At 70.5% G+C, this 21,732-nt stretch carries 17 protein-coding genes; 7 read left to right on the top strand and 10 right to left on the bottom strand.

Annotated features, from left to right (window positions below):
* Positions 1-127: 127 nt before the first annotated feature.
* Positions 128-1,426, bottom strand: coding sequence for a M18 family aminopeptidase (locus ACIOWN_RS10110; protein WP_362350565.1), 1,299 nt, complete (start codon positions 1,424-1,426; stop codon positions 128-130).
* A gap of 96 nt (positions 1,427-1,522) precedes the next feature.
* A complete protein-coding gene (locus ACIOWN_RS10105) occupies positions 1,523-3,349 on the bottom strand; it encodes an acyl-CoA dehydrogenase (protein WP_362350562.1) in 1,827 nt (608 codons plus the stop codon).
* 160 nt (positions 3,350-3,509) lie between these two features.
* Here ACIOWN_RS10105 and ACIOWN_RS10100 point away from each other — a divergent pair, with 160 nt between their 5' ends.
* From ACIOWN_RS10100 to ACIOWN_RS10090, 3 genes are all read left to right on the top strand, one after another.
* On the top strand, positions 3,510-3,992 hold the full coding sequence (locus ACIOWN_RS10100) for an SseB family protein (protein WP_100568576.1): 483 nt from the start codon (positions 3,510-3,512) through the stop codon (positions 3,990-3,992).
* A gap of 114 nt (positions 3,993-4,106) precedes the next feature.
* Complete coding sequence (locus ACIOWN_RS10095) at positions 4,107-5,078, top strand: pirin family protein (protein WP_362350559.1); 972 nt, start codon at positions 4,107-4,109, stop codon at positions 5,076-5,078.
* Between the two features lie 1,185 nt (positions 5,079-6,263).
* Positions 6,264-7,448 (top strand): ice-binding family protein, encoded by a 1,185-nt coding sequence (locus tag ACIOWN_RS10090; RefSeq protein WP_401981452.1) that lies wholly within the window; start codon positions 6,264-6,266, stop codon positions 7,446-7,448.
* A 411-nt stretch (positions 7,449-7,859) separates the two neighbouring features.
* On the opposite strand, the gene ACIOWN_RS10085 is transcribed toward ACIOWN_RS10090, so the two are convergent.
* Positions 7,860-8,555, bottom strand: coding sequence for a DUF5994 family protein (locus ACIOWN_RS10085; protein ID WP_362350554.1), 696 nt, complete (start codon positions 8,553-8,555; stop codon positions 7,860-7,862).
* A gap of 227 nt (positions 8,556-8,782) precedes the next feature.
* Between ACIOWN_RS10085 and ACIOWN_RS10080 the strand changes: the two genes are divergently transcribed.
* On the top strand, positions 8,783-9,868 hold the full coding sequence (locus ACIOWN_RS10080; protein ID WP_362350551.1) for an AI-2E family transporter: 1,086 nt from the start codon (positions 8,783-8,785) through the stop codon (positions 9,866-9,868).
* A gap of 36 nt (positions 9,869-9,904) precedes the next feature.
* Here the strand turns inward: ACIOWN_RS10080 and ACIOWN_RS10075 are convergent, their stop codons facing one another.
* Positions 9,905-12,091 carry a SpoIIE family protein phosphatase gene (locus ACIOWN_RS10075; RefSeq protein WP_362350548.1) on the bottom strand — a complete coding sequence of 729 codons (2,187 nt, stop codon included), beginning with the start codon at positions 12,089-12,091 and terminating at the stop codon, positions 9,905-9,907.
* 193 nt (positions 12,092-12,284) lie between these two features.
* On the opposite strand from ACIOWN_RS10075, the gene aspS reads away from it, so the two are divergent.
* Complete coding sequence (gene aspS, locus ACIOWN_RS10070) at positions 12,285-14,048, top strand: aspartate--tRNA ligase (protein WP_362350545.1); 1,764 nt, start codon at positions 12,285-12,287, stop codon at positions 14,046-14,048.
* An 83-nt stretch (positions 14,049-14,131) separates the two neighbouring features.
* On the opposite strand, the gene ACIOWN_RS10065 is transcribed toward aspS, so the two are convergent.
* The gene (locus ACIOWN_RS10065) at positions 14,132-14,263 is read right to left on the bottom strand and encodes a hypothetical protein (protein WP_362350542.1); all 132 of its coding nucleotides are present in this window, start codon (positions 14,261-14,263) and stop codon (positions 14,132-14,134) included.
* A 27-nt stretch (positions 14,264-14,290) separates the two neighbouring features.
* Positions 14,291-14,638 (bottom strand): hypothetical protein, encoded by a 348-nt coding sequence (locus tag ACIOWN_RS10060; RefSeq protein ID WP_362350540.1) that lies wholly within the window; start codon positions 14,636-14,638, stop codon positions 14,291-14,293.
* A gap of 274 nt (positions 14,639-14,912) precedes the next feature.
* Here ACIOWN_RS10060 and ACIOWN_RS10055 point away from each other — a divergent pair, with 274 nt between their 5' ends.
* Together ACIOWN_RS10055 and ACIOWN_RS10050 are read left to right on the top strand one after the other, a co-directional pair.
* A complete protein-coding gene (locus ACIOWN_RS10055; protein ID WP_362350537.1) occupies positions 14,913-15,788 on the top strand; it encodes a helix-turn-helix transcriptional regulator in 876 nt (291 codons plus the stop codon).
* A complete protein-coding gene (locus ACIOWN_RS10050; protein ID WP_362350534.1) occupies positions 15,785-15,994 on the top strand; it encodes a DUF397 domain-containing protein in 210 nt (69 codons plus the stop codon). Before ACIOWN_RS10055 ends, ACIOWN_RS10050 begins: the two co-directional genes overlap by 4 nt.
* Positions 15,995-16,062: 68 nt before the next feature.
* On the opposite strand, the gene metG is transcribed toward ACIOWN_RS10050, so the two are convergent.
* The 4 genes from metG to ACIOWN_RS10030 all read right to left on the bottom strand — a co-directional run bounded on the left by metG (position 16,063) and on the right by ACIOWN_RS10030 (position 21,718).
* Positions 16,063-17,778: a methionine--tRNA ligase gene (gene metG, locus ACIOWN_RS10045; protein WP_362350532.1), complete on the bottom strand. Its 1,716-nt coding sequence runs from the start codon at positions 17,776-17,778 to the stop codon at positions 16,063-16,065.
* 201 nt (positions 17,779-17,979) lie between these two features.
* The gene (locus ACIOWN_RS10040; RefSeq protein ID WP_362350529.1) at positions 17,980-19,647 is read right to left on the bottom strand and encodes a VWA domain-containing protein; all 1,668 of its coding nucleotides are present in this window, start codon (positions 19,645-19,647) and stop codon (positions 17,980-17,982) included.
* A gap of 115 nt (positions 19,648-19,762) precedes the next feature.
* Complete coding sequence (locus ACIOWN_RS10035; protein WP_362350998.1) at positions 19,763-20,680, bottom strand: endonuclease/exonuclease/phosphatase family protein; 918 nt, start codon at positions 20,678-20,680, stop codon at positions 19,763-19,765.
* A gap of 108 nt (positions 20,681-20,788) precedes the next feature.
* The gene (locus ACIOWN_RS10030) at positions 20,789-21,718 is read right to left on the bottom strand and encodes a hypothetical protein (RefSeq protein ID WP_362350527.1); all 930 of its coding nucleotides are present in this window, start codon (positions 21,716-21,718) and stop codon (positions 20,789-20,791) included.
* Positions 21,719-21,732: the final 14 nt, after the last annotated feature.

Genomic DNA, 21,732 nt, shown 5'->3' with positions numbered 1-21,732 from the left:
TCGCCTCCCTGTCCGGTGTCGGATCCGGAGGGTCCGGCCGTGCCGGTCCCTTCCGGTCAACTCCGGGTACCCGCAAGCCGGGTGACCATGCGGAGGCGGCGCCTCATGGGCAGGGAGGCCGCGCCGCTCAGCCCTCCAGGAACGCCACCAGCGCGTTCGCCAGCAGGAACGGGTCGTCGGCGGCGCACAGTTCGCGGGCGCTGTGCATCGACAGGATGGCCACGCCGATGTCGACGGTGCGGATGCCGTGCCGGGCCGCGGTGATCGGGCCGATGGTCGTGCCGCACGGCATGGAGTTGTTGGAGACGAAGGACTGGAACGGGACACCGGCCTTCTCGCAGGCCGCCACCCACACCGCGCGTCCCGAACCGTCCGTCGCGTAGCGGTTGTTGACGTTGACCTTGAGGATGGGGCCGCCGCCCGCGCGCGGGTGGTGGGTCGGGTCGTGCCGCTCGGCGTAGTTGGGGTGGACGGCGTGGCCGGTGTCGGAGGACAGGCAGACCGTGCCGGCGAAGGCGCGCGCCCGGTCCTCGTACGACCCTCCGCGCGCGAACACCGAGCGCTCCAGCACGCCTCCGAGCAGCGGGCCGTCCGCGCCGGTGTCCGACTGGGAGCCGTTCTCCTCGTGGTCGAAGGCGGCCAGCACGGGGATGTACGGCAGCTCCGGCGCCCCCGTCGCGACGGCCGCGAGCGCCGCGGCGCCGGCGTGCACCGACAGCAGGTTGTCCATCCGGGGCCCGGCCATCAGCTCACGGTCCCGGCCCAGGTAGGCGGGGGGCTCCACGGAGTGCGTCATCAGGTCCCAGCCGGCCACCTCGCCCGCCGCGAGTCCCGCCTCCGCCTCGAGGAAGGCGATCAGATCGCCGTCGCGGACGTCGTCGCCGAGGCCCCACACCGGTTGCAGATGCCGCTGCTTGTCCAGCTTGAGGCCCTCCGCCGAGACCTGGCGGTCCAGGTGGATCGCGAGCTGGGGGACGCGCAGCAGCGGACGGTCGACGTTGACCAGGCGGGTGGAGCCGTCGCGCAGTGTGAGCCGGCCGGCCAGGCCCAGGTCGCGGTCGAGCCAGGAGTTCATCAGCGGGCCGCCGTAGATCTCCACGGCGACCTGGCGCCAGCCGTGCCCCCCGGTGTCGGGCAGTGGCTTGACGCGCAGGTTCGGGGAGTCGGTGTGCGCGCCGACGATGCGGAAGGGGGTGTGCGGCGCCGCGCCCTCGGGGACGTACCAGGCCACGATCGCCCCGCCGCGCAGCACGTACTTTCCGCCCGCCGTGCCGTCCCACGCGTCCGTCTCCGAGACCTGGCGGAAGCCGGCCTTCTCCAGCCGCTCGGCCGTGTTCGCCACGGCGTGGTACGGCGACGGGCTCGCCGCCAGGAAGGACATCAGGTCGTCGGTGTGGCCGCGGTCGAAGCGCTGGCTTGTACTCATGGGTTCACCTTAACGACGTCACGAGGGTCCGCTCCCGGTGCCGGGAGCGGACCCTCGTCGGGTGAGGAGCGGGCGGCGCCCGGTCCGGGGCTCGCCCTAGAAGGCGGCCTCGTCCAGCTCCATCAGGTCCAGGTCGACGTTCTGGGCGACCTTGCGGGCCAGGGTGACGCCCGGCAGGACGTTGGCCGCGAAGAACTTCGCCGCCGCGATCTTGCCCTGGTAGAACGCCCTGTCCTTCGTGGAGGCCGTCTCGAGCTTCTCGGCGGCGATCGCGGCGCCCTTGAGCAGCAGGTGGCCGACGATCACGTCACCGGAGGCGAGCAGCAGGCGGGTGGTGTTCAGGCCCACCTTGTAGATGCTCTTGACGTCCTTCTCGGTGGCCGCGAGGTCGGTCAGCATCAGGCCGACGAGGCCCTCCAGCTCGGCGGCGGCCCTGGCGAGGTGCTCCCGGGCGCCGGCCAGGTCCTCGCCGCCGGTGCCGAGGGCGAGGAACTCCTTGATGTCCTCGGCGACCGAGTTCAGCGCGGCACCCTGGTTGCGGACGATCTTCCGGAAGAAGAAGTCCTGGCCCTGGATGGCCGTGGTGCCCTCGTAGAGGGTGTCGATCTTGGCGTCCCGGATGTACTGCTCGACCGGGTACTCCTGGAGGAAGCCGGAGCCGCCGAAGGTCTGCAGCGACTGGGCGAGCTGCTCGTAGCCCTTCTCGGAGCCGTAGCCCTTGACGATGGGCAGGAGCAGGTCGTTGAGCGCGTGCTCGGCCGAGGCGTCCTCGCCGTTCGCCTCCTTGACCGCGATGGTGTCCTGCACCGCGGCGGTGTGCAGCACGAGGGCGCGCATGCCCTCCGCGTACGCCTTCTGCGTCATCAGCGAGCGGCGCACGTCGGGGTGGTGGGTGATGGTGACCTTGGGCGCGGACTTGTCCATGAAGTTCGCCAGGTCGGGGCCCTGGACGCGCTCCTTGGCGTACTCGAGCGCGTTGAGGTAGCCGGTGGACAGCGTGGAGATCGCCTTCGTGCCGACCATCATGCGGGCGAACTCGATGATGCGGAACATCTGGCGGATGCCGTCGTGCTTGTCGCCGATCAGCCAGCCCTTGGCGGGGTGGCGGTCGCCGAAGGTCATCTCGCAGGTGTTGGAGGCCTTCAGGCCCATCTTGTGCTCGACGTTGGTGGCGTAGACGCCGTTGCGCTCGCCGAGTTCACCGGTCTCGAAGTCGAAGAGGTACTTCGGGACGAGGAAGAGGGACAGCCCCTTGGTGCCGGGTCCCGCGCCCTCGGGGCGGGCGAGGACGTAGTGGAGGATGTTCTCCTCCATGTCGTGCTCACCGGAGGTGATGAAGCGCTTCACGCCCTCGATGTGCCAGGAGCCGTCCTCCTGCTGGACCGCCCTGGTGCGGCCGGCGCCGACGTCCGAGCCGGCGTCGGGCTCGGTGAGCACCATGGTGGAGCCCCAGGTCTTCTCGACCGCGATCGAGGCGATCTTCTTCTGCTCCTCGGTGCCCTCGTCGAAGAGGATGCGCGCGAACGCCGGGCCGGAGGAGTACATCCAGATCGCCGGGTTGGCGCCGAGGATCAGCTCCGCGTAGGCCCAGATCAGGGACGGCGGAGCGGTGGTGCCGCCGATCTCCTCGGGCAGGCCGAGGCGCCAGTACTCGGAGTCCATGAAGGCCTTGTAGCTCTTCTTGAAGGCCGCCGGGACCGGCGCGGTGTTCGTCTCGGGGTCGAACACCGGCGGGTTGCGGTCGGCGTCGACGAAGGACTCCGCCAGCTCGTTCTCCGCCAGGCGGGTCAGCTCCTCCAGGACGCTCCTGGCGGTGTCGGCGTCCATCTCCTCGAACGGACCGGTGCCGTACAGCTTGTCGCGTCCGAGCACTTCGAAGAGGTTGAACTCGATGTCGCGGAGGTTCGACTTGTAGTGCCCCATGGCCACGGCTCCCGTCGAGGACTCGGCGAGGCACTGACTCCTCGCATCTGGTTCACGTACCAACTAGTAGCTCCGATGATGCTACCCGTCGGTAATAAGAAGCAACCCCGATCCCGCCATGTGTGACCGAGCCCTCGTGCGGGTCAGTACGCTGTGGCTCATGTACGGATACGGCCAGCCGATGGACAGTGGGGCGGCACAGCAGGGGTACGTCCCTCCGCAGCAGCAGATGCCCGGCGGTGTCGGCGGGTACGGCCAGCAGGCTCCCGCCTACCCCGAGCCGTCGCCGCCCTCGCTCGCGGAGGCGGTGCGCGCCTTCACCACGGGGCAGATGGCCGCCGAGGACTTCCAGCAGGTCTTCGCGACCTCCAAGGTGTACTGCCCGCGCGGCGACAACCCCGGGTTCCTGGCGCTGCACAACACCCAGCAGCCGGTGATCCCGATGTTCACCTCGCTCAAGGAGCTGCGCCGGTACGCGGGCAAGGAGTCCAAGTACTTCGTGATCACCGGCGCCGAGGTGATCGACCTGCTGCCGACCGGCTACGGCTTCGTGGTCGACATGGAGGGCGAGCACCGGATGGTGTTCGACGCCAAGGCGGTCGAGCAGATGGTCGACTTCGCGATGCGCCGGATGTACGGCTAGGAGTCGGCACGTGGGTGCCGTGGAGCCCGGAGGGAATGCCCTCCGGGCTTCTTCTGTTGGGGCTGGCAGAAAGTTCAACGCTCAACTAAAGTGGGCGCACAAGGAGGAACCGACATGCCTGCAGTGACCGTCGAGAACCCGCTGACGCTGCCCCGTGTGGCAGCGCCCGCAGACGCCGTGGCACGTCCCGTGCTCACCGTCACGACCGCGCCGAGCGGCTTCGAGGGCGAGGGCTTCCCGGTGCGCCGGGCGTTCGCCGGGATCAACTACCGCCACCTCGACCCGTTCATCATGATGGACCAGATGGGTGAGGTGGAGTACGCGCCGGGCGAGCCCAAGGGCACCCCCTGGCACCCGCACCGTGGCTTCGAGACCGTCACCTACATCATCGACGGCACCTTCGACCACCAGGACTCCAACGGCGGTGGCGGCACCATCACCAACGGCGACACCCAGTGGATGACGGCGGGCAGCGGACTGCTGCACATCGAGGCCCCGCCGGAGTCGCTGGTGGTCTCCGGCGGCCTCTTCCACGGCCTCCAGCTGTGGGTGAACCTGCCGGCCAGGGACAAGATGATGGCGCCGCGCTACCAGGACATCCGCGGTGGCAGTGTCCAGCTCCTCACCTCCCCCGACGGCGGCGCGCTGCTGCGGGTCATCGCCGGTGAGCTGGACGGCCACGCGGGCCCCGGCAGCACTCACACGCCGATCACGATGATCCACGCGACGGTGGCGCCGGGCGCGGAGGTCACCCTGCCCTGGCGGGAGGACTTCAACGGCCTGGCGTACGTGATGGCGGGACGCGGCACCGTGGGCGCCGAGCGCCGGCCGATCCACCTGGGTCAGACCGCGGTCTTCGGCGCCGGTTCCTCGCTGACCGTCCGCGCGGACGAGCGGCAGGACTCGCACACGCCCGACCTGGAGGTCGTCCTCCTCGGCGGGCAGCCGATCCGGGAGCCGATGGCCCACTACGGCCCCTTCGTCATGAACACCCGGGAGGAACTCATGGAGGCCTTCGAGGACTTCAAGAAGGGCCGCCTCGGCACCATCCCCGCGGTCCACGGAATGTCTGAGAGCGGACTGTAAGGCCTGGCTGAAGCGGCACGCGGACGAGACCAGCCGGAGAGGGGCGGGGCTCGTCCGCGCTCGCTGCCGCCTTCTTCGTCTCCCAGTGCCGCGGCAGGCAAAGTTTGACCGTGAAGGAGCGGCGCCCGGTGCGTGCTCTCGGTGTGCCGGCCGGAGGCCCTCGTACTGGACGTACTTGGGCTTTCGGCCGGTGCGGCGAGTGGGGCGCCCCTATGGGGCGCGACGTCGACGCACCTCCGTCGACCCTGGTCAACCACTCCAATGGCATGCTGAGCGCAGGGACTGGATCTGCCCCGGCGCGCCCGCTGCGGGTGTCCTTTCGGGTGATCGACGATGCCGGGCCGAACCCACGAGCCCGGGGACAGGTCCGCGCCATGGCCGTGACCGTCGACCGGGTACGACATCGGGCAGGCGCGCGTCGTCGCTGCCGGCTCGCCTGTGCCTGACGCCCGCGACGGGCGGGCTGGACGGCATGTGGCGGCCTCGCTCCCGTTCCCTCACCCGTGAGCTGCCACCCCTTGCGCCTGCGCCCGCACACCGTCGAACTGTCCGCGCACACCGCCGTGGGGCCGGGTACGGGCCCCGCCGTGCCGGACGCGGCCCCGTCCCGCGACGGCGCGCGGCGCAGCCGGAGACGAACGGGGGGATCATCACTCGGCACCGGAGCCACCAACTCCTCCACAGCCGCACCGCCCCACGCCGGGGCCGAGCCCTGCGGTCCCTCCCCAAAATCGTCATCACCGCCGTGCCCTTCCGCGTATAGCGCTCCTGCGCGCACCCGGAAATCCCTTACGTGTCTCAGCAGCCCGTCAAGAGGTGCCGGCTGTTACCAAACCCGCCACGCCAACTGGTCGGCCGGCCAACCAAGTGGAAAGAGGCTCACGGACTTGTGCCCCTCGATGAGTGGTGCCTGCTGGTGAGTTGTGCTCGGCATGGTGTAGCTGATGGCGGGTGATCCGTTGGTCCTCCTGGCAGAGCGACGCCACGCCATCGCATTTCTTTCCGCACCTATACGCGTCTTTGTGTGTGGATACGAGTAACTTACGTTGGCGAGTGACGGTTCATCACGAATCCGTGAGATGCCGTCGTGAGTTCAGCGGCCTGTCACCTGACCGAACTGCCTTGGACGCCCGGACGCCCGGACGTCCGGCGACTGCGTCAATGCTGACGAGAAAGGACTCGTCCATGGCAATGGACACCCTCCCGTCCGACCCTCTGGGAAAACGACGAAAATTGAGATTCAGAGCGACTGTCGTCATGCTGCCCGCGGTCGCGCTGCTGATGTCGATCACTTTGATCTCGAACCTCGCGAGCGCAGCCGAGGCCCCGGTGGGACTGGGAACCGCCACGAGTTACGCGGTCCTGGCCGGTTCAGGGGTCACGAACACGGGTCCCACAGTCGTCAACGGCGACCTGGGAGTCAGCCCTGGGTCTTCGGTGACGGGCTTCCCGCCCGGAATCGTGAACGGAGTGCAGCACGTCGCCGATGCTGCCGCCGCTCAGGCCCAGTCCGACCTGACCACTGCCTACAACGACGCGGCCGGCAGAGCCCCGACCACCAACCTGACCTCCCCGGGCGACATCGGCGGACTCACGCTGACCCCGGGCGTCTACAAAGCTTCGTCGTCGCTGAATCTCACCGGGACGGTCACCCTTGACGCCCAGGGTGATCCCAACGCCGTCTTCATCTTCCAGATCGGCTCCACTCTGATCACGGCTCCGGGGAGCAACGTCCTGCTCGTCAACGGAGCACAGGCCTGCAACGTGTTCTGGCAGGTGGGCAGTGGCGCCACCCTGGACACCAATTCCTTCTTCAAGGGCAACATCCTGGCCCTGACATCCATCACGGTGAATACCAACGCCGCGGTCGAGGGCCGGGTGCTGGCACGCAATGGTGCGGTCACGCTGGACAGTAACGTGATCACGAGGGCGGTCTGCATGACAGGGCCGCCCGGGCCTCCCGGACCGACGGGGCCCACTGGGCCTGCTGGACCGTCCGGGCCTCCCGGACCGACGGGGCCCACTGGGCCTGCTGGACCGTCCGGGCCTGCCGGACCGACGGGGCCTGCCGGGCCGTCCGGGCCTGCCGGACCGACGGGGCCTGCCGGGCCGTCCGGGCCTGCCGGGCCGTCCGGGCCTCCTGGACCGTCCGGGCCTCCTGGACCGTCCGGCCACGGTCACAAGGGCCACGGTCACAAGGGCCACGGCTACAAGGGCCACGGTCACAAGAGCCACGGCTACAAGGGCCACGGTCACAAGGGCCACGGTCACAAGAGCCACGGTCACAAGAGCCACGGACACAAGAGCCACGGCTACAAGGGCCACGGACACAAGAGCAAGGATGGCGAGGGCAAGGGCCACGAGAGTTAGTTGGACGAGTCCTTCCGAACACGTTTAGTGGTCGTGGGCGGTCAGTGAGCAACTGACCGCCTGGCCGGTCCGCACTGCCGGATCGCTGCGGCCGCACCTGCGAGGACCGCGCCGCGCGACGCGTACGGCGACACCCTTGCAGGTGCGGCCGCGGTGTGGTTCCAGGTGAAACTGACTCTTCGGGGTGCCGTTCACCGACTCGATCAGCTGGCGGACCTTCTTGAGAATCGGCTCTCCGGGGCGGGGACCTCACACTTCTCTGCTGCTTGACGACCTTCACGGAAAGGGCGACGGCCAGGAGGTCGATCACAACAAAGCGTGCTCGAGGTTGAGCCGGTGGATCACGAATGCCGCCGCTGCGATGAGGACCAGGAAGGCGGCGGTCGTCAGGAGGTGTTCATGGCGGCCGTCTCACATGCCGATGATCAGGCGGCTGACGCCGCCGGCCTGTGCCGGTACAGCCGCAGAGGTCGAGGAGGCGCCGCCCTCGTACTCCCATGCCTCGTCGGGATCGAGTGGCCGGTCGGCCGCGGAGACGGCGTGCCGGGCCTTGTCCGCGGTGATGAGCGCGCTCGCGGTCAGCGGCGGCCCGTCGTAGTCGGACGCGACCGCCATCAGGCGGGCTGCCGACGCCGCCCCGGTCTCGGGCGGGACGACCAGCAGATCCCAGCGGCCGGTGCCGTAGGAGAGCAGCAGCAGCTTGTGCGGGTCGATTTCGGGGGTGAACCAGCCGACCTTGACGATGTGTCCGCGCACGGGAACCTTGTGCGGGATGACCGGCCAGTACTTCGGGTTGACGGCGATGCGGGTGATGCGGCCCCACAAGCGGTCCAGCACATCGGTCAGCGCGGGCAGCTCGCTCAGCAGATCCCGGGAGCGGGGCCACCAGGCACCGTCCAGGAGGCCGAGGGAGGTGCCGTCGGTCTTCAGCGCGAGACGCGCGGCCGGGGCTGCGACGGGCTCGTGGTGTGGCAGGGGTGGTTGCAAGGTCGCCGACATGATGCGGACCCGTCTCCGGGCCGCCTTTGCGGCGACCCGGGTTTCATCCTTCGCCGAGAACGACCCGGCGTGGAGACCGGTGTGCGAAATACCCTCGGTACTGTCCACCGTACTCCGCACACGCCGGGGCGGCTGTGGGGACGACTCCGTCTTCGGCGAAGCGGCTGTCGATACCGGCGGGATGCGCTGCGGGTGCGGGGGCACGTCGTATGCCGGCTACCGGACCGGTCTCACGGACGATGGCCCGCGTGCCCTGGCTGCCCCACCAATTCGTGCCGGTGTGCCGGTCCGCGTACCGCCCGTAGCTGATGCCGTGTCACCCGGGTGGGCCGTCCGTGCAGGACAGCACGTGCGGGGTGTGGTCGTCTGGAGGCGTGCAGGCCCCCGCCCCTCTGCTGCCCGAGCCCGTCCGGCGTCTCGCCGCCTGGTGCGCCGCCGTTCTGCTGGTCTCCGGGGTGGTGTGGATCGGGGCCGAGCTGTGCGTGCTCTTCCGGACCGCGGTGATCCCGGTGCTGCTGGCGCTGCTCGGCACCGCGCTGCTGCGGCCGCTCTTCAGGCGGCTCGTGAGCGCGGGGATGAACCGGTCGTTCGCCGCCGGGATCACCTGTGTGGCGGTCGTCGTGTTCGTGGGCGGGGTGGTGTACATCGTGGTGTCCGCGCTGATCGACAGCGGGGACCAGATCGTCGCCTCGCTCAGGAAGGCCGCGCAGTGGCTCGCCACCCACTTCGGGGCGGCCGGCACCTCGCTGGACGACCTCGCCTCCAACGGCAGGCGGCTGCTGGAGAAGTTCGCCGGGACGGCCGCCTCCAACGTCATCAGCGGGGTCAGCGTGGTCGGCGAGTCGATCGCCATGGCCGTACTGGCCCTGCTGCTCGTGTTCTTCTTCCTGCGCGACTCGCACAAGGCCGCCGCCGTTCTGCGCACGCTCGCCCCGCGCGGGAGCGGTGACACCGCGGAGGCCACGGCCCGGCGGGCCTTCGCGGCCGTGGAGGGCTTCATGCGCGGCACGACGCTCATCGCGCTGATCGACGCCACGTGCATCACCGTCGGCCTGCTCCTGCTGGGCGTGCCCGGCGCGCTCGGGCTCGGCGCGCTGGTCTTCGTCGGCGGCTATCTCCCCTACCTGGGCGCCTTCCTCTCCGGCACGGTGTCCGTGCTGGTCGCCCTCGCCGACCGCGGCTTCGTCGTCGGACTGTGGGCGCTCGGGGTGGTGCTGGCGGTCCAGGTGCTGGAGGGACACGTGCTCCAGCCGGTGATCCAGAGCCGGACCGTGCAGATGCACCCGGCCGCGGTGCTGCTGGCGATCACCGGCGGCGCGTCGGTCGCCGGGATCGTGGGGATGCTGCTGGCGGTGCCGCTGACGGCGGCGGCCTTCGGGACCGCGCACGAACTGCGGGAACGGTACGCGGCCGCGTCGTAGGGCTCACCCGGGGAGCGGCTCACCCCGGGGAGCGGCTCACCCGGCCGCCGAGGGCTCGTACAGCTCGAACCAGATGCTCTTGCCCTTGCCGCGCGGCACGACGCCCCAGGCGTCCGCGAGCAGTTCGATCAGCACCAGTCCGCGCCCGGAGGAGGCGAGCTCACCGGGCCGGCGCTTGTGCGGCAGGTCGTCGCCGGCGTCGGTGACCTCCACCCGCAGCCGCCGCTCCTCCTTCTCCCCGCTGACCTCGGCCAGCACCAGCGCGTCGGCGTCGGTGTGCAGCAGGACGTTGGCGAGGGTCTCCGACAGCAGCAGCACCGCCGAGTCCACATGCTCCTCGTCCGACCAGTCGTGCAGCAGCTCCCGCAGTTGCCTGCGGGCCACGGAGACCCGCTCCGGCTCGGCCTGGGCGACCGTCATCAGGGTGTGCCGCAGTCTGGGGCGGGCCGCCCGGCCGTCGCGGTGCCGGCCGAGCAGCAGCACGGCGATGTCGTCCTCGCGGCGGTCGGCCAGGGGTCCGGTGGTGTGGTGCGAGGAGGGCCCGTGCACGGCCTGCACCAGCGCGTCGGCCAGTTCCTCGGTGTCGCCGCCGTGCCGCTCCAGGATCGTGCGGATCCGCTGCCAGCCGGTGTCCAGGTCGTGGCCACCGGTCTCGATCAGGCCGTCCGTGCAGATCATCATCGTCTCGCCCGGCTCCAGCGTGAACCGGGTCGTCGGGTAGTCGGAGTCCGGGTCGATGCCGAGCGGCAGCCCGCCCGCCGTCAGCCGCTGCAGCACCGTGCCGTCCGCCATCCGGATCACCGGGTCCGGGTGCCCCGCGCGGGCCACCTCCAGGACCCCGGTACGCGGGTCGACCTCGACGTACAGGCAGGTCGCGAAGCGCAGGTCGGGCACCTCGTCGTCACCGCCGTCACCGCCGTCACCGCCGTGACCGTCGTCTCCGCCGCCGTCGCCGGCGGAGAGCATGCCGTGCAGGAAGCGGGAGGCGCGCGAGAGCACCGCGTCCGGGCGGTGCCCCTCGGAGGCGTAGGCGCGCAGGGCGATGCGCAACTGGCCCATCAGTCCCGCGGCGCGTACGTCGTGGCCCTGGACGTCGCCCATGACCAGGGCGAAGCGCCCCGATCCGGTGGACGTGCTGGACCGTGAGGTGGCGCCGGGCAGCGGGATCATGTCGTACCAGTCGCCGCCGACCTGGAGGCCGCCGCCGGTGGGGACGTAGCGGGCGGCTATGTCCATGCCGGGGACCTCGGGGCCCAGCGTGGGCATCATCGCGCGCTGCAGGCCCTCGCTCAGCTCCCGCTCGCTCTCGGCGGTCCCGGCCCGGGACAGGGCCTGGGCGAGCATGCGGGCCACCGTGGTCAGTACCGAGCGCTCGTCGGGGGTGAAGGCCACCGGGTAGGTGAAGGCGGCCAGCCAGGCACCCATCGTGCGGCCGGCGACGGTCAGCGGCAGGAACGCCCAGGAGCGGCGGTGGAAGCGTTCGGCGAGCGGCCAGGTGAGCGGATAGCGGGACTGGTACTGCCCCGGGGAGGAGAGGTAGACGGCCCGCCCGCTGCGGACCACCTCGGCGGCCGGGTAGTCCGTCTCCAGCGCCATGTTCAGGAACGGAGCCTCGTCGCCGGGCCGATGCCCGTGGTGGCCGATGATCGTCAGCCGGTCGCCCTGGACGCCGAAGACCGCCAGGCCGTCCGGCGAGAACCCCGGCATCGACAGGCCGGCCGCCACCCGCAGTACCTCGGCCGTGGAGCGGGCCTCGGCCAGCGTCCGGCCGGCGTCGAGCAGGAAGGCCTCCCGGGAGCGCCGCCAGTCGCCGGTGACCGCCCGTCGCCCCGCGGGGGAACCGGGTGTCGGCTCGGCGACCTCCTGAAGGGTGCCGATCAGCTTGTACGCCCTCTTGCGGGCGTCGAAGGCCGGTTTGGAGCGGCTGCGCACGACGCGGATGATCCGGTTGTGCTCGTCCATGATGCGGATGCGCACCTCGGCGAGGCTGTCCTCGGCGGCGGCGAGCTGTACGACGCCGGTGATCTCGTTCCAGTCGACCGGGTGGAGGCGGGCGCGCACCTGGGCTTCCGTGAGCGTGGCCTTCTCGGGAGGCAGCCCGAGCAGCCGGGCCGCCTCGGCGTCGACCGAGACCAGGCCTGTGGCCGTGTCCCACTGCCACATCCCGGTCGCGAGGGAGGCGAGTACGTCCCCCACAGCGGGCAGGGGCTCACCAGTGCGCATTGCCCCACTGTAAGAAGAGGCGATCGGACACTGCCACCGATGGCGTACGGCCGTACGGTCCGGGAGCTGCCCCGGGACCGGACGGGGCCGCTCCTTATTGTGGGGAGCCGATCTTGAGCCGCCCGGTACGCTTGGTAGGTCCGGGCCATGCCCGCCCGGTGATCCCCGATCCGCGAAGACTGGATGAACGACGATGCATCGGTACAGGTCCCACACCTGCGGCGAGCTCCGCGCCTCTGACGTCGGCACCGACGTCCGGCTGAGTGGCTGGCTGCACAATCGGCGAGACCTGGGCGGCATCCTCTTCATCGATCTGCGCGACCACTACGGCATCACGCAGCTCGTCGCCCGCCCGGGCACGCCCGCGTACGAGGCCCTGGACAAGCTCTCCAAGGAGTCCACGGTCCGCGTCGACGGCGGCGTTGTTTCACGTGGAACCGAGAACGTGAACCCGGACCTGCCGACCGGCGAGATCGAGGTCGAGGTGACCGAGGTGGAGCTGCTCGGCGCGGCTCAGCCCCTTCCCTTCACCATCAACACCGAGGACGGGGTCAACGAGGAGCGGCGCCTGGAGTACCGCTTCCTGGACCTGCGCCGCGAGCGCATGCACCGCAACATCCTGTTGCGCACGGCGGTCATCTCCGCCATCCGCCAGAAGATGTCGGCGATGGGCTTCAACGAGATGGCGACGCCGATCCTGTCCGCCACCTCCCCCGAGGGCGCGCGCGACTACGTGGTCCCGTCCCGGGTCCACGCGGGCCGGTTCTACGCCCTCCCGCAGGCCCCCCAGCAGTTCAAGCAGCTGCTGATGATCTCGGGCTTCGACCGCTACTTCCAGATCGCGCCCTGCTTCCGTGACGAGGACGCCCGCGCGGACCGTTCGCCGGGCGAGTTCTACCAGCTCGACGTCGAGATGAGCTTCGTCGAGCAGGAGGACGTCTTCCAGCCGATCGAGAAGCTCATGACGGAGCTCTTCGAGGAGTTCGGCGGCGGTCGCCACGTCACCTCGCCCTTCCCGCGGATCCCGTTCCGCGAGGCGATGCTGAAGTACGGCTCCGACAAGCCGGACCTGCGCGCCAAGCTGGAGCTCGTCGACATCACGGACGTCTTCGCGGGCTCGGAGTTCAAGGCGTTCGCGGGCAAGCACGTGCGGGCGCTGGCGGTGCCGGACACCGCCGGCCAGCCGCGGAAGTTCTTCGACCAGCTCGGCGAGTACGCGGTCGAGCAGGGCGCGAAGGGCCTGGCGTGGGTGCGGGTCGGCGAGGACGGCGTGCTGACCGGCCCGATCGCGAAGTTCCTCACCGAGGAGAACGTCGCGGAGCTGACCAAGCGGCTCTCCCTGGCCCCCGGCCACGCGGTGTTCTTCGGCGCGGGCGAGTTCGACGAGGTCTCGAAGATCATGGGTGCGGTGCGGGTGGAGACCGCCAAGCGCGCCGGCCAGTTCGAGGAGAACGTCTTCCGCTTCTGCTGGATCGTCGACTTCCCGATGTACGAGAAGGACGAGGAGACGGGCGGGATCGACTTCTCCCACAACCCGTTCTCGATGCCGCAGGGCGGTCTTGAGGCCCTGGAGACCCAGGACCCGCTGGACATCCTGGGCTGGCAGTACGACATCGTCTGCAACGGTGTCGAGCTGTCCTCGGGCGCCATCCGGAACCACGAGCCGGACATCATGCTCAAGGCCTTCGAGATCGCGGGCTACGACCGTGAGACCGTCGAGGACAAGTTCGCGGGCATGCTCCGCGCGTTCCGCTTCGGCGCCCCGCCGCACGGCGGCATCGCGCCGGGCGTCGACCGCATCGTGATGCTCCTCGCGGACGAGCCCAACATCCGCGAGACCATCGCCTTCCCGCTCAACGGCAACGCCCAGGACCTGATGATGGGCGCCCCGACCGAGCTGGACGAGTCGCGTCTGAGGGAACTCCACCTGTCGGTACGCAAGCCGCAGCCGAAGTAGTCCCCAGCGGTTGTTGGGAGAGGCCCGGAACCGCACGGTTCCGGGCCTCCGCCGTATCTGCTCCCTGGCTTCAGCGGTCGTCCTCAGCAGTTGTGCGGCTGGGTGCCTATCTGGTACGTGAACATGCCGCCGGGCACGATGACATCGCTGCCCTTCGGGTCGACGTCCGCGTGAGCGCGGCCGTGGAGGTAGAGGGCTTCGGCGGCTCTGGCCAACTCGTCCGCCTTCTTCCCATTTCCAGCTCAACCGCGTACTGCTTCCATGGCTTCGTCCAGGACGGCGCCCAGCTCGCGCAGCGCCTCTTGAGCGGTGACAGGGTCCTCGTCTTCCAACCTGCTCTGCGCGTGAGCCAGGCGGGAGGACAGGTCGGGGCGCCGGGCGATCTCGATGTTCCTGGCCCAGGTGAGGACCCAGCCTCGCACAGGGCTCAGAGACTGCCATTCGACGGCCTTGGCGAAGGCGCCGTCCTTGGTGGCCTGCATCTCCTCCAGGCGACCGGGATCGACGACGGCGAGAGCCGTGCGCAGGGCGTCAGGAGTCTGCTCGGGGCGCGGGATCAGCTCGTGTCCGTGATCGGCCTGAGTGCTCATGGTGTCCTCCACCGGGTGCCGTGGCCAGGGTATCCGGACAGGGGCGCGGAGGAGCCGGACCGGAAGCACGGCGGGACCCGGTCGGCCGCTCATGGCTGCGCCTGCGCGGAGAGCGGCGTCGCGCCGGCGCCGGAGTCGGGACTCCACGGGCCGGTGCCTGCTGACGCGCATCCCTGGCAGTTGTGTGGGTCGGGGCCTCGGTAGCCGCGGTCGCAGGTTTCGCAGTTGCGGAGTGGGTGCCTGACGGGCGCGCGGGACTACGGAGGGGTGCGGCATGTCGGTGGACGGCGAGGCGGTACGGCTCGGGGAAGAGGCGGACGAGCCGGGGTGGGAGGTGGATCCGGACGACGAGTGGGGAGTCGCCGTCATCACCACCGTGGGGCGGCAGTTGCGGCTGCGGCGGGAAGCGGTCGGGATGCGGGCTGCCGAGTTCGGGGTGGCGATGGGGTACGGGGAGGACCTGGTCTACAAGATCGAGGGTGGGAAGAGGATTCCCCGGCAGGAGTACCTGGACAAGGCCGACGAGGTGCTGCGCGCGGGTGGGCTCATCGCGGCGACGTGGGAGGACGTGAAGAAGGTCCGGTACCCGAAGAGCGTGCGGGCACTGGGCAAGCTGGAGGCCAAGGCGGTCGAGATTGCTCTGTACGAGTGTCACATCATCCCTGGGTTGTTGCAGACGCCTGAGCACGCGCGAGCCGTGATCGGGGCAGCGCAGCCGCCGTACTCTCCTGACGACGTGGAACGCATGGTGGCCGCTCGACTGGCCCGGCAGTCGGTCTTCAAGCGCTCACCTGCGCCAGCGCTCAGTTTCGTCCTGGAAGAGGGGGTCCTGCGGCGTCCCATTGGAGGCACAATGGCGTGGCGTCAGCAGCTTGAACGTCTGCTGGAGGTGGGGCGGTTGTACAACGTCGTGCTTCAGGTGATGCCGATGAATTGCAAGACCCACTCCGGCCTGGACGGTCGGATCGAACTGCTGAAGTTCCCGGACGGCACGGCCGTAGGTCGCTCCGATGGCGCGTTCAACGGCCGGCCGATCTCCGACCCCAAGCACCTGCGCATTCTTGAGCTGCGGTATGGCACCATCCGGGCTCAGGCGCTCTCGCCAGGGGAGTCGCTGGCCTTCATTGAGCAACTGCTGGGAGAAACATGATCCGCAAGACCACTGCCGGGGACGCCTCCGAGCTGGCGTGGTTCAAGAGCAGCTACAGCGGCGGCAACGACGGCAACTCCTGCGTTGAGCTCGCCGTCACCCCCGGCACCGTGCATGTCCGCGACTCCAAGAACACCGGAGGCCCTCAGCTCGCGCTCACGCGGGACGCGTGGAGGGGCTTCGTGGGCTATGCCTCGGAACGCTGACTCGGCAAGGCGTGCGAAGGGGTCCGGGAACAAGTCGTTCCCGGGCCCCTGTGCGCAGGCGGTGAGCCCTACTCGTCCGAGCCGCCGAAGCGCTCCTTGTAGGTCTCCAGGTCGTCGTCCGTGAGCTTGGCGAAGAGGACCGGGGGGACCGTGAACGGGGTGCCGGCGGGGACGGTGGTCAGGGAGGCCGCCTCGGCGGGGGTCACCCAGGTCGCCGTGTCGTCGTTCAGGGAGAACGCCGCGCGCATGGTTGCCGACGAGGTCGGGATGAACGGTTCCGAGACCACCGAATAGAGGTGGATCAGGTTCATCGCGGTGCGCAGGGTGAGGGCGGCGCCGTCCTTGTCGGTCTTGATCTCCAGCCAGGGCGACTTCTCCTCCAGGTAGGAGTTGCCCGCCGACCACAGGGCACGCAGGGAGGCCGCCGCCTTGCGGAACTGGATGGCCTCCATGTGCTCCTCGTACTCCGCGAGGAGGCGGGCGATCTCCTCGCCGAGCCGCGCCTCGGCCTCGCCCGGCTCGCCGCCCTGCGGGACCTCGTCGCCGAAGCGCTTGCGGGAGAAGGACAGCACCCGGTTGACGAAGTTGCCCAGGGTGTCCGCCAGGTCCTTGTTCACCGTGGCCGTGAAGTGCTCCCAGGTGAAGGACGAGTCGTCGGACTCCGGAGCGTTCGCCATCATGAAGTAGCGCCAGTAGTCGGCCGGGAGGATCTCCAGCGCGTCGTGCGTGAAGACACCGCGCCGCTGCGAGGTGGAGAACTTGCCGCCGTAGTAGTTGAGCCAGTTGAAGGCCTTGATGACGTCGACCTTCTTCCACGGCGAGCGGGTGCCCAGCTGGGTCGCCGGGAACATCACGCTGTGGAAGGGCACGTTGTCCTTGCCCATGAACTGCGTGTAGTGGACGTCCGCGTCCGACTCCCACCACCACGAGCGCCAGTCCCGGTTCTCCGGGTCCTGGTCCGCCCACTCCTTCGTGGCGCCGATGTACTCGATCGGGGCGTCGAACCAGACGTAGAAGACCTTGCCCTCGGCGGCCAGGTCCGGCCAGGTGTCGGCCGGGACCGGGACGCCCCAGTCCAGGTCACGCGTGATCGCGCGGTCGTGCAGGCCCTCGGTGAGCCACTTGCGGGCGATCGAGGAGGCCAGCACCGGCCAGTTGTCGGCGCGCTCGTCGACCCAGGCCTCGACCTCGCCGGCCAGTACGGACTGGAGGAGGAAGAGGTGCTTGGTCTCGCGGACCTCCAGGTCGCTGCTGCCGCTGATCGCGGAGCGCGGCTCGATCAGGTCGGTCGGGTCCAGGACCCGGGTGCAGTTCTCGCACTGGTCGCCGCGTGCCTTGTCGTAGCCGCAGTGCGGGCAGGTGCCGATGATGTACCGGTCGGGCAGGAAGCGGCCGTCGGTGTTGGAGTACACCTGGCGGATGGCCCGCTCCTCGATGAACCCGTTCGCCTTGAGCTCGCGGGCGATCTCCTGCGTGATCTCGCGGTTCTGCGGGGACGAGCTGCGGCCGAAGTAGTCGAACGCGAGCGAGAAGCCGTCGTAGACCGCCTTCTGCGCGTCGTGCGCCTGCGCGCAGAACTCGTCGACCGGGAGGCCCTGCTCCTTGGCCGCGAGCTCCGCCGGGGTGCCGTGCTCGTCGGTCGCGCAGATGTACAGCACGTCGTGGCCGCGCTGGCGCAGATAGCGGGAGTACACGTCCGCCGGGAGCATGGACCCCACCATGTTGCCCAGGTGCTTGATCCCGTTGATGTACGGAAGGGCGCTGGTGATGAGGTGTCGAGCCATCGCGGGCTGCTCCCAAGTCGCTACGTGGGGTGACGATCTCGTCGGGTGCGGGTCGTCTACGGAACCTTGAAATCGTAGCCGACACGGGTGGGCCGCCCGCTTCCCGTTTTAAGAGGTGGGAAGGGGCGGCCCTGGTGCGGTGCGGGTGCCGTGGGTTACGGGCGCGTGGTTCCGTGGGTCACGGGCGCGTGGTTACGTGGGTCACGGGCGCCAGTTGGCCAGTACGCCCTCGTAGAGCTCCTGGTCGGTCAGCTCGCGGGGGGTGGGGCCGGCGTGGAAGAAGGCCGCGGTGTCGGTCTTCAGCTTGCGGAGGTAGTCGAAGGCCTTGTTGTCGTGCTCGCCGAAGGCGACGAAGGAGAAGAAGACGGAGGGGTGCTTCTTCGCGGCGTCGGTGAGGGACTGGGTGGCGGGGGTCTTGGCGTCCGGCGCGCCGTCCGTCTGGAAGATCACCAGGGCGGGGGTCGCCGGGTCGTCGGCCGACTCCGCGCGGTGGGCCAGTACGGCGTCCACGGCGGCGTGGTAGCTCGTACGGCCCATGCGGCCGAGGGAGCCGTGCAGGTCGTCGACGCGGTTCTCGTGCTCGGCGAGGGTCAGCTCGCCGGTGCCGTCCACCTCCGTGGAGAAGAACACGACCTGGACCGACGCCTCGGGGTCGAGGTGGGCCGCGAGGGCGAGGGTCTGCTCGCCGAGGGCCTGCGCGGAGCCGTCCTTGTAGTACGGGCGCATGGAGGCGGAGCGGTCGAGGACGAGGTAGACCTTGGCGCGGGTTCCGGTGAGGTCGTACTTCGCGAGGGCGGATGCGGCGGCGTGGTAGGCGGTGGTGAGGGTGGGGGGGACGGTGGGGGCCGTGTTCTCCTCGGCGTCCGGCTGCGGCTCGGCTTCGGCCTCGGCCGCGGGCTCCGGCTCCGTGGTCGGCTGTTCGGCCTCGGCTTCGCCTTCGGCCGGGTCGTTCCCACCCGCACCACCCGTGCGGCTTTCGTTGTCGGGTGCCGTTGGCCCCTGCGGGGCTTCCTCGCCGTCGGCGGCTTGCGGAGCGTCCGCCTCGGGCTCCGGCGTCGGATCTTCGGCCACCGGCTCCGTGGTCGGTTCGGGCTCAGTTTCCGGCTGCTCGGCCGCGGGCTCCGGCTCCGTGGTCGGCTGTTCGGCCTCGGCTTCGCCTTCGGCCGGGTCGTTCCCACCCGCACCACCCGTGCGGCTTTCGTCGTCGGGTGCCGTTGGCCCCTGCGGGGCTTCCTCGCCGTCGGCGGCTTGCGGAGCGTCCGGCTCAGGCTCCGCCTCGGCCTGCGGCTCGGGCTCCGGCGCCGGCTGCTCGGCCACCGTTTCCGGGGCCGGTTCGGGGTCGGGCTCCGACTGCGGCTCCACGACTTCCGGTTCGGGAACCGGTGTCGGCTCCTCCGCCACCGGCTCCGGAGCCGGCTCGGGCTCCGACTCCGGCTCGGCAGCTGCCCGTTCGGGTTCCGGGGTCGCCTCCGGCTCCGGCTGCTCGGCGGCGGGGGCGGGCGTCGCCTCCGGCTCGGGCTCCGGCTGCTCGGCGGCGGGCGTCGGCTCGGGCTCCGACTTCTGCTTCGCAGCGGACGGTTCGGGTTCCGGGGTCGGTTCCTCCGCCGTCGGCTCCGGGGCCTTGGCTGCCGGTTCCTCCGTTGCGTCCGCGGGGGGCGCGGGCTTGGGGACCGTGATGTTGTCGAAGGCGGCCGAGACCAGTTCGTGCTCGTCGTCGCCGGACGGCTGGGCGGGGACCTTCGGTTCCGGCTGCAGGGCAGCGGTGGGTGCCGGCTTGTGGGCCGGAGCCTGTTCCGCACCCTCTGCCTCGGCCTTGGGCCCCTTGCGTGGTCGGCCGAACGCGTTCCGCAGGAGAGTGAGAATGCCCATGTGCGCAACCCTTCGTGAGTTGATGCCCGTCAATCCCTGGCCAGGACGGACACGTAAGGTTAGCGGCCCTCAGTGGTGATCTTGGGCAGGGGCAAGCACCCGGAGGCGGCTTCTGTCAATGCGCTCCTCGGCCGTCGTGCAGCGTGACGTCGACGAGCAGCGCGCGGTGGTCGGTGCCGGCGACGGCGAGGAAGCGGGCGCCGGTCGCGGAGAAGTCCCGTGAGACCAGCACATGGTCGATCTGGGCGCCGAGGGCGGGCGTGGTGCGGGACGGCCAGCTCGGGTCGCGTTCCGCGCCGGACAGCCGGGCCGCGTCACGCAGGCCGGTGTCGATGATGCGGCGGAAGGCCGCGTGGTCCTGGGAGGCGTTGAAGTCGCCGGCCAGCACGGTCGGCGTCGTACGGTCCGCCGCCGCGAAGGCCCGCAGCCGGGCGAGTTCCCGGTGCCAGAGCGCGACCTGGCCGGGCAGCGGCGGCATGGGGTGGGCGAGCTGGAGGCGCACCGCGTGCCCGCGCACGTCGGCGACCGCGCCCGGCATGCCCATCGTGCCGCGTACCCCGGCGGTGCCGCGCAGGGCGTAGCGGCTGAGGATCAGGGACCCCTCCGAGCCGTACGCCCGGACCGCCCGCCGGTAGGGGTAGTCGCCGCCGACCTCCCGGTCCAGCGTCGACTGGCAGGTGTACTCGCACTCCTCGACGAAGACGATGTCGGGCCGCTCTCGGCGGATGACCGGGACGAGGGCCGGGGCACCACGCCCGAACTGCACGTTCGAGGTCAGCACCCGAATCCCGGCCACGGCCGGGCCGGCCGGTGCGGAGACCTTGCCGTACGGCTCGATGTACCAGGCCAGCAGCCCGAGCAGCGCCACGCCCCACACCGCCCCCGTCCACCGGCGGCCGCGCAGCGTGAGCGCCAGGCCGAGCCCGGTGGGCACGAGCAGCCAGGGCAGGAAGGCGAGGAGCTGCGGTACGGGCGTGATGCCGTCGCTGTCGGCGATCCGGCATCCGACGACGACGCTCACCCCCGCGAACATCAGCCCGGCGCACCAGTTCGCGAACCGTCCCCCCTGCTTGATCACGCCGACGAGCCTACGGGGTCGGCACGGGACCCGGGTGTCCTGTGCGCGGGACCGGGCGCCGGGTCAGACGCGTACGCGCGGTGGCGGCTGCTCGGGGCGGCTCTGGGTGGTGGGGGCCGTGGACGCCCGGCGGCGGAAGGGCAGGCGCGGACGGCGGGTGAGCCAGGTCAGGGCGGCCACCGTCAGGCCGAGGGCGACGAGGATCCACGAGGCGGTGCGCAGGGTGGCGGTGAGGGCGTCGTAGACGGCGCCGACGGCCGGCTGGGAGACCTCGGCGGGCAGGTCGGCGAGGGTCAGGCTGCGTCCGACGGCGACGGCGAGGGCGAGCAGCGCCCCGCCCAGGGCGATGCCGAGCGCGGTGGCGGTCAGCGCACGACGGCGGCGGGCGGCCAGGGCGAGGCCGGCCACGGCGAACGCGACGGCCGCGATCGGCAGCCAGAAACCGGCGACTTCGAGCACGTGGAACCCCTTCCGCAGGCGGCCCAGCTGCTGGGCCGGAAGCAGGTCGACCTCGGTGTGCTGGACGGGGATGCGGTTCGCGAGCGGTACGTGGTCCTGGGCGAGCTGGGCCTTGACCTGGGCGGTGACGGGCGCGAGGTCGACGGTGACCGGGCGTTCGCGTCGGTCGCGTTCGTCGCGCAGGGCCCGCAGGACGGCGTCGTGGGCGGCCCGGTTGCCCTCGTTCCACACGGTGCGGAAGGCCTCGGTCCGGGTGAACGAGCGGACCGCGTCGTGCACGAAGGGGGTGATGGTGCCGCGGCGCACGTAGGCGTCCAGTTGGTGCCCGTACTCCTGGACGATCCCGTTCCCGACGGTGTCCGCGACGGCGTCGCGGACGTCCGGGTCGTCGGCGAGCGGCGCCATGGTGGTGACGTAGCGGCCGGTGTCGGAGAGCCCGTACGCCGCCCAGGCCGACAGCGCGCCGAACGGCACGAGCAGGCACGAGAGCGCGATGAGCACGGCCGACAGGCCGCTTCGCATACGTCGGGACACGTTCTCAGCCAAGG

Origin of the sequence: Streptomyces sp. NPDC087787, assembly GCF_044743035.1 — a bacterium.
Lineage (GTDB): Bacteria > Actinomycetota > Actinomycetes > Streptomycetales > Streptomycetaceae > Streptomyces.
This window is presented reverse-complemented; position numbering and strand designations above follow the sequence as displayed.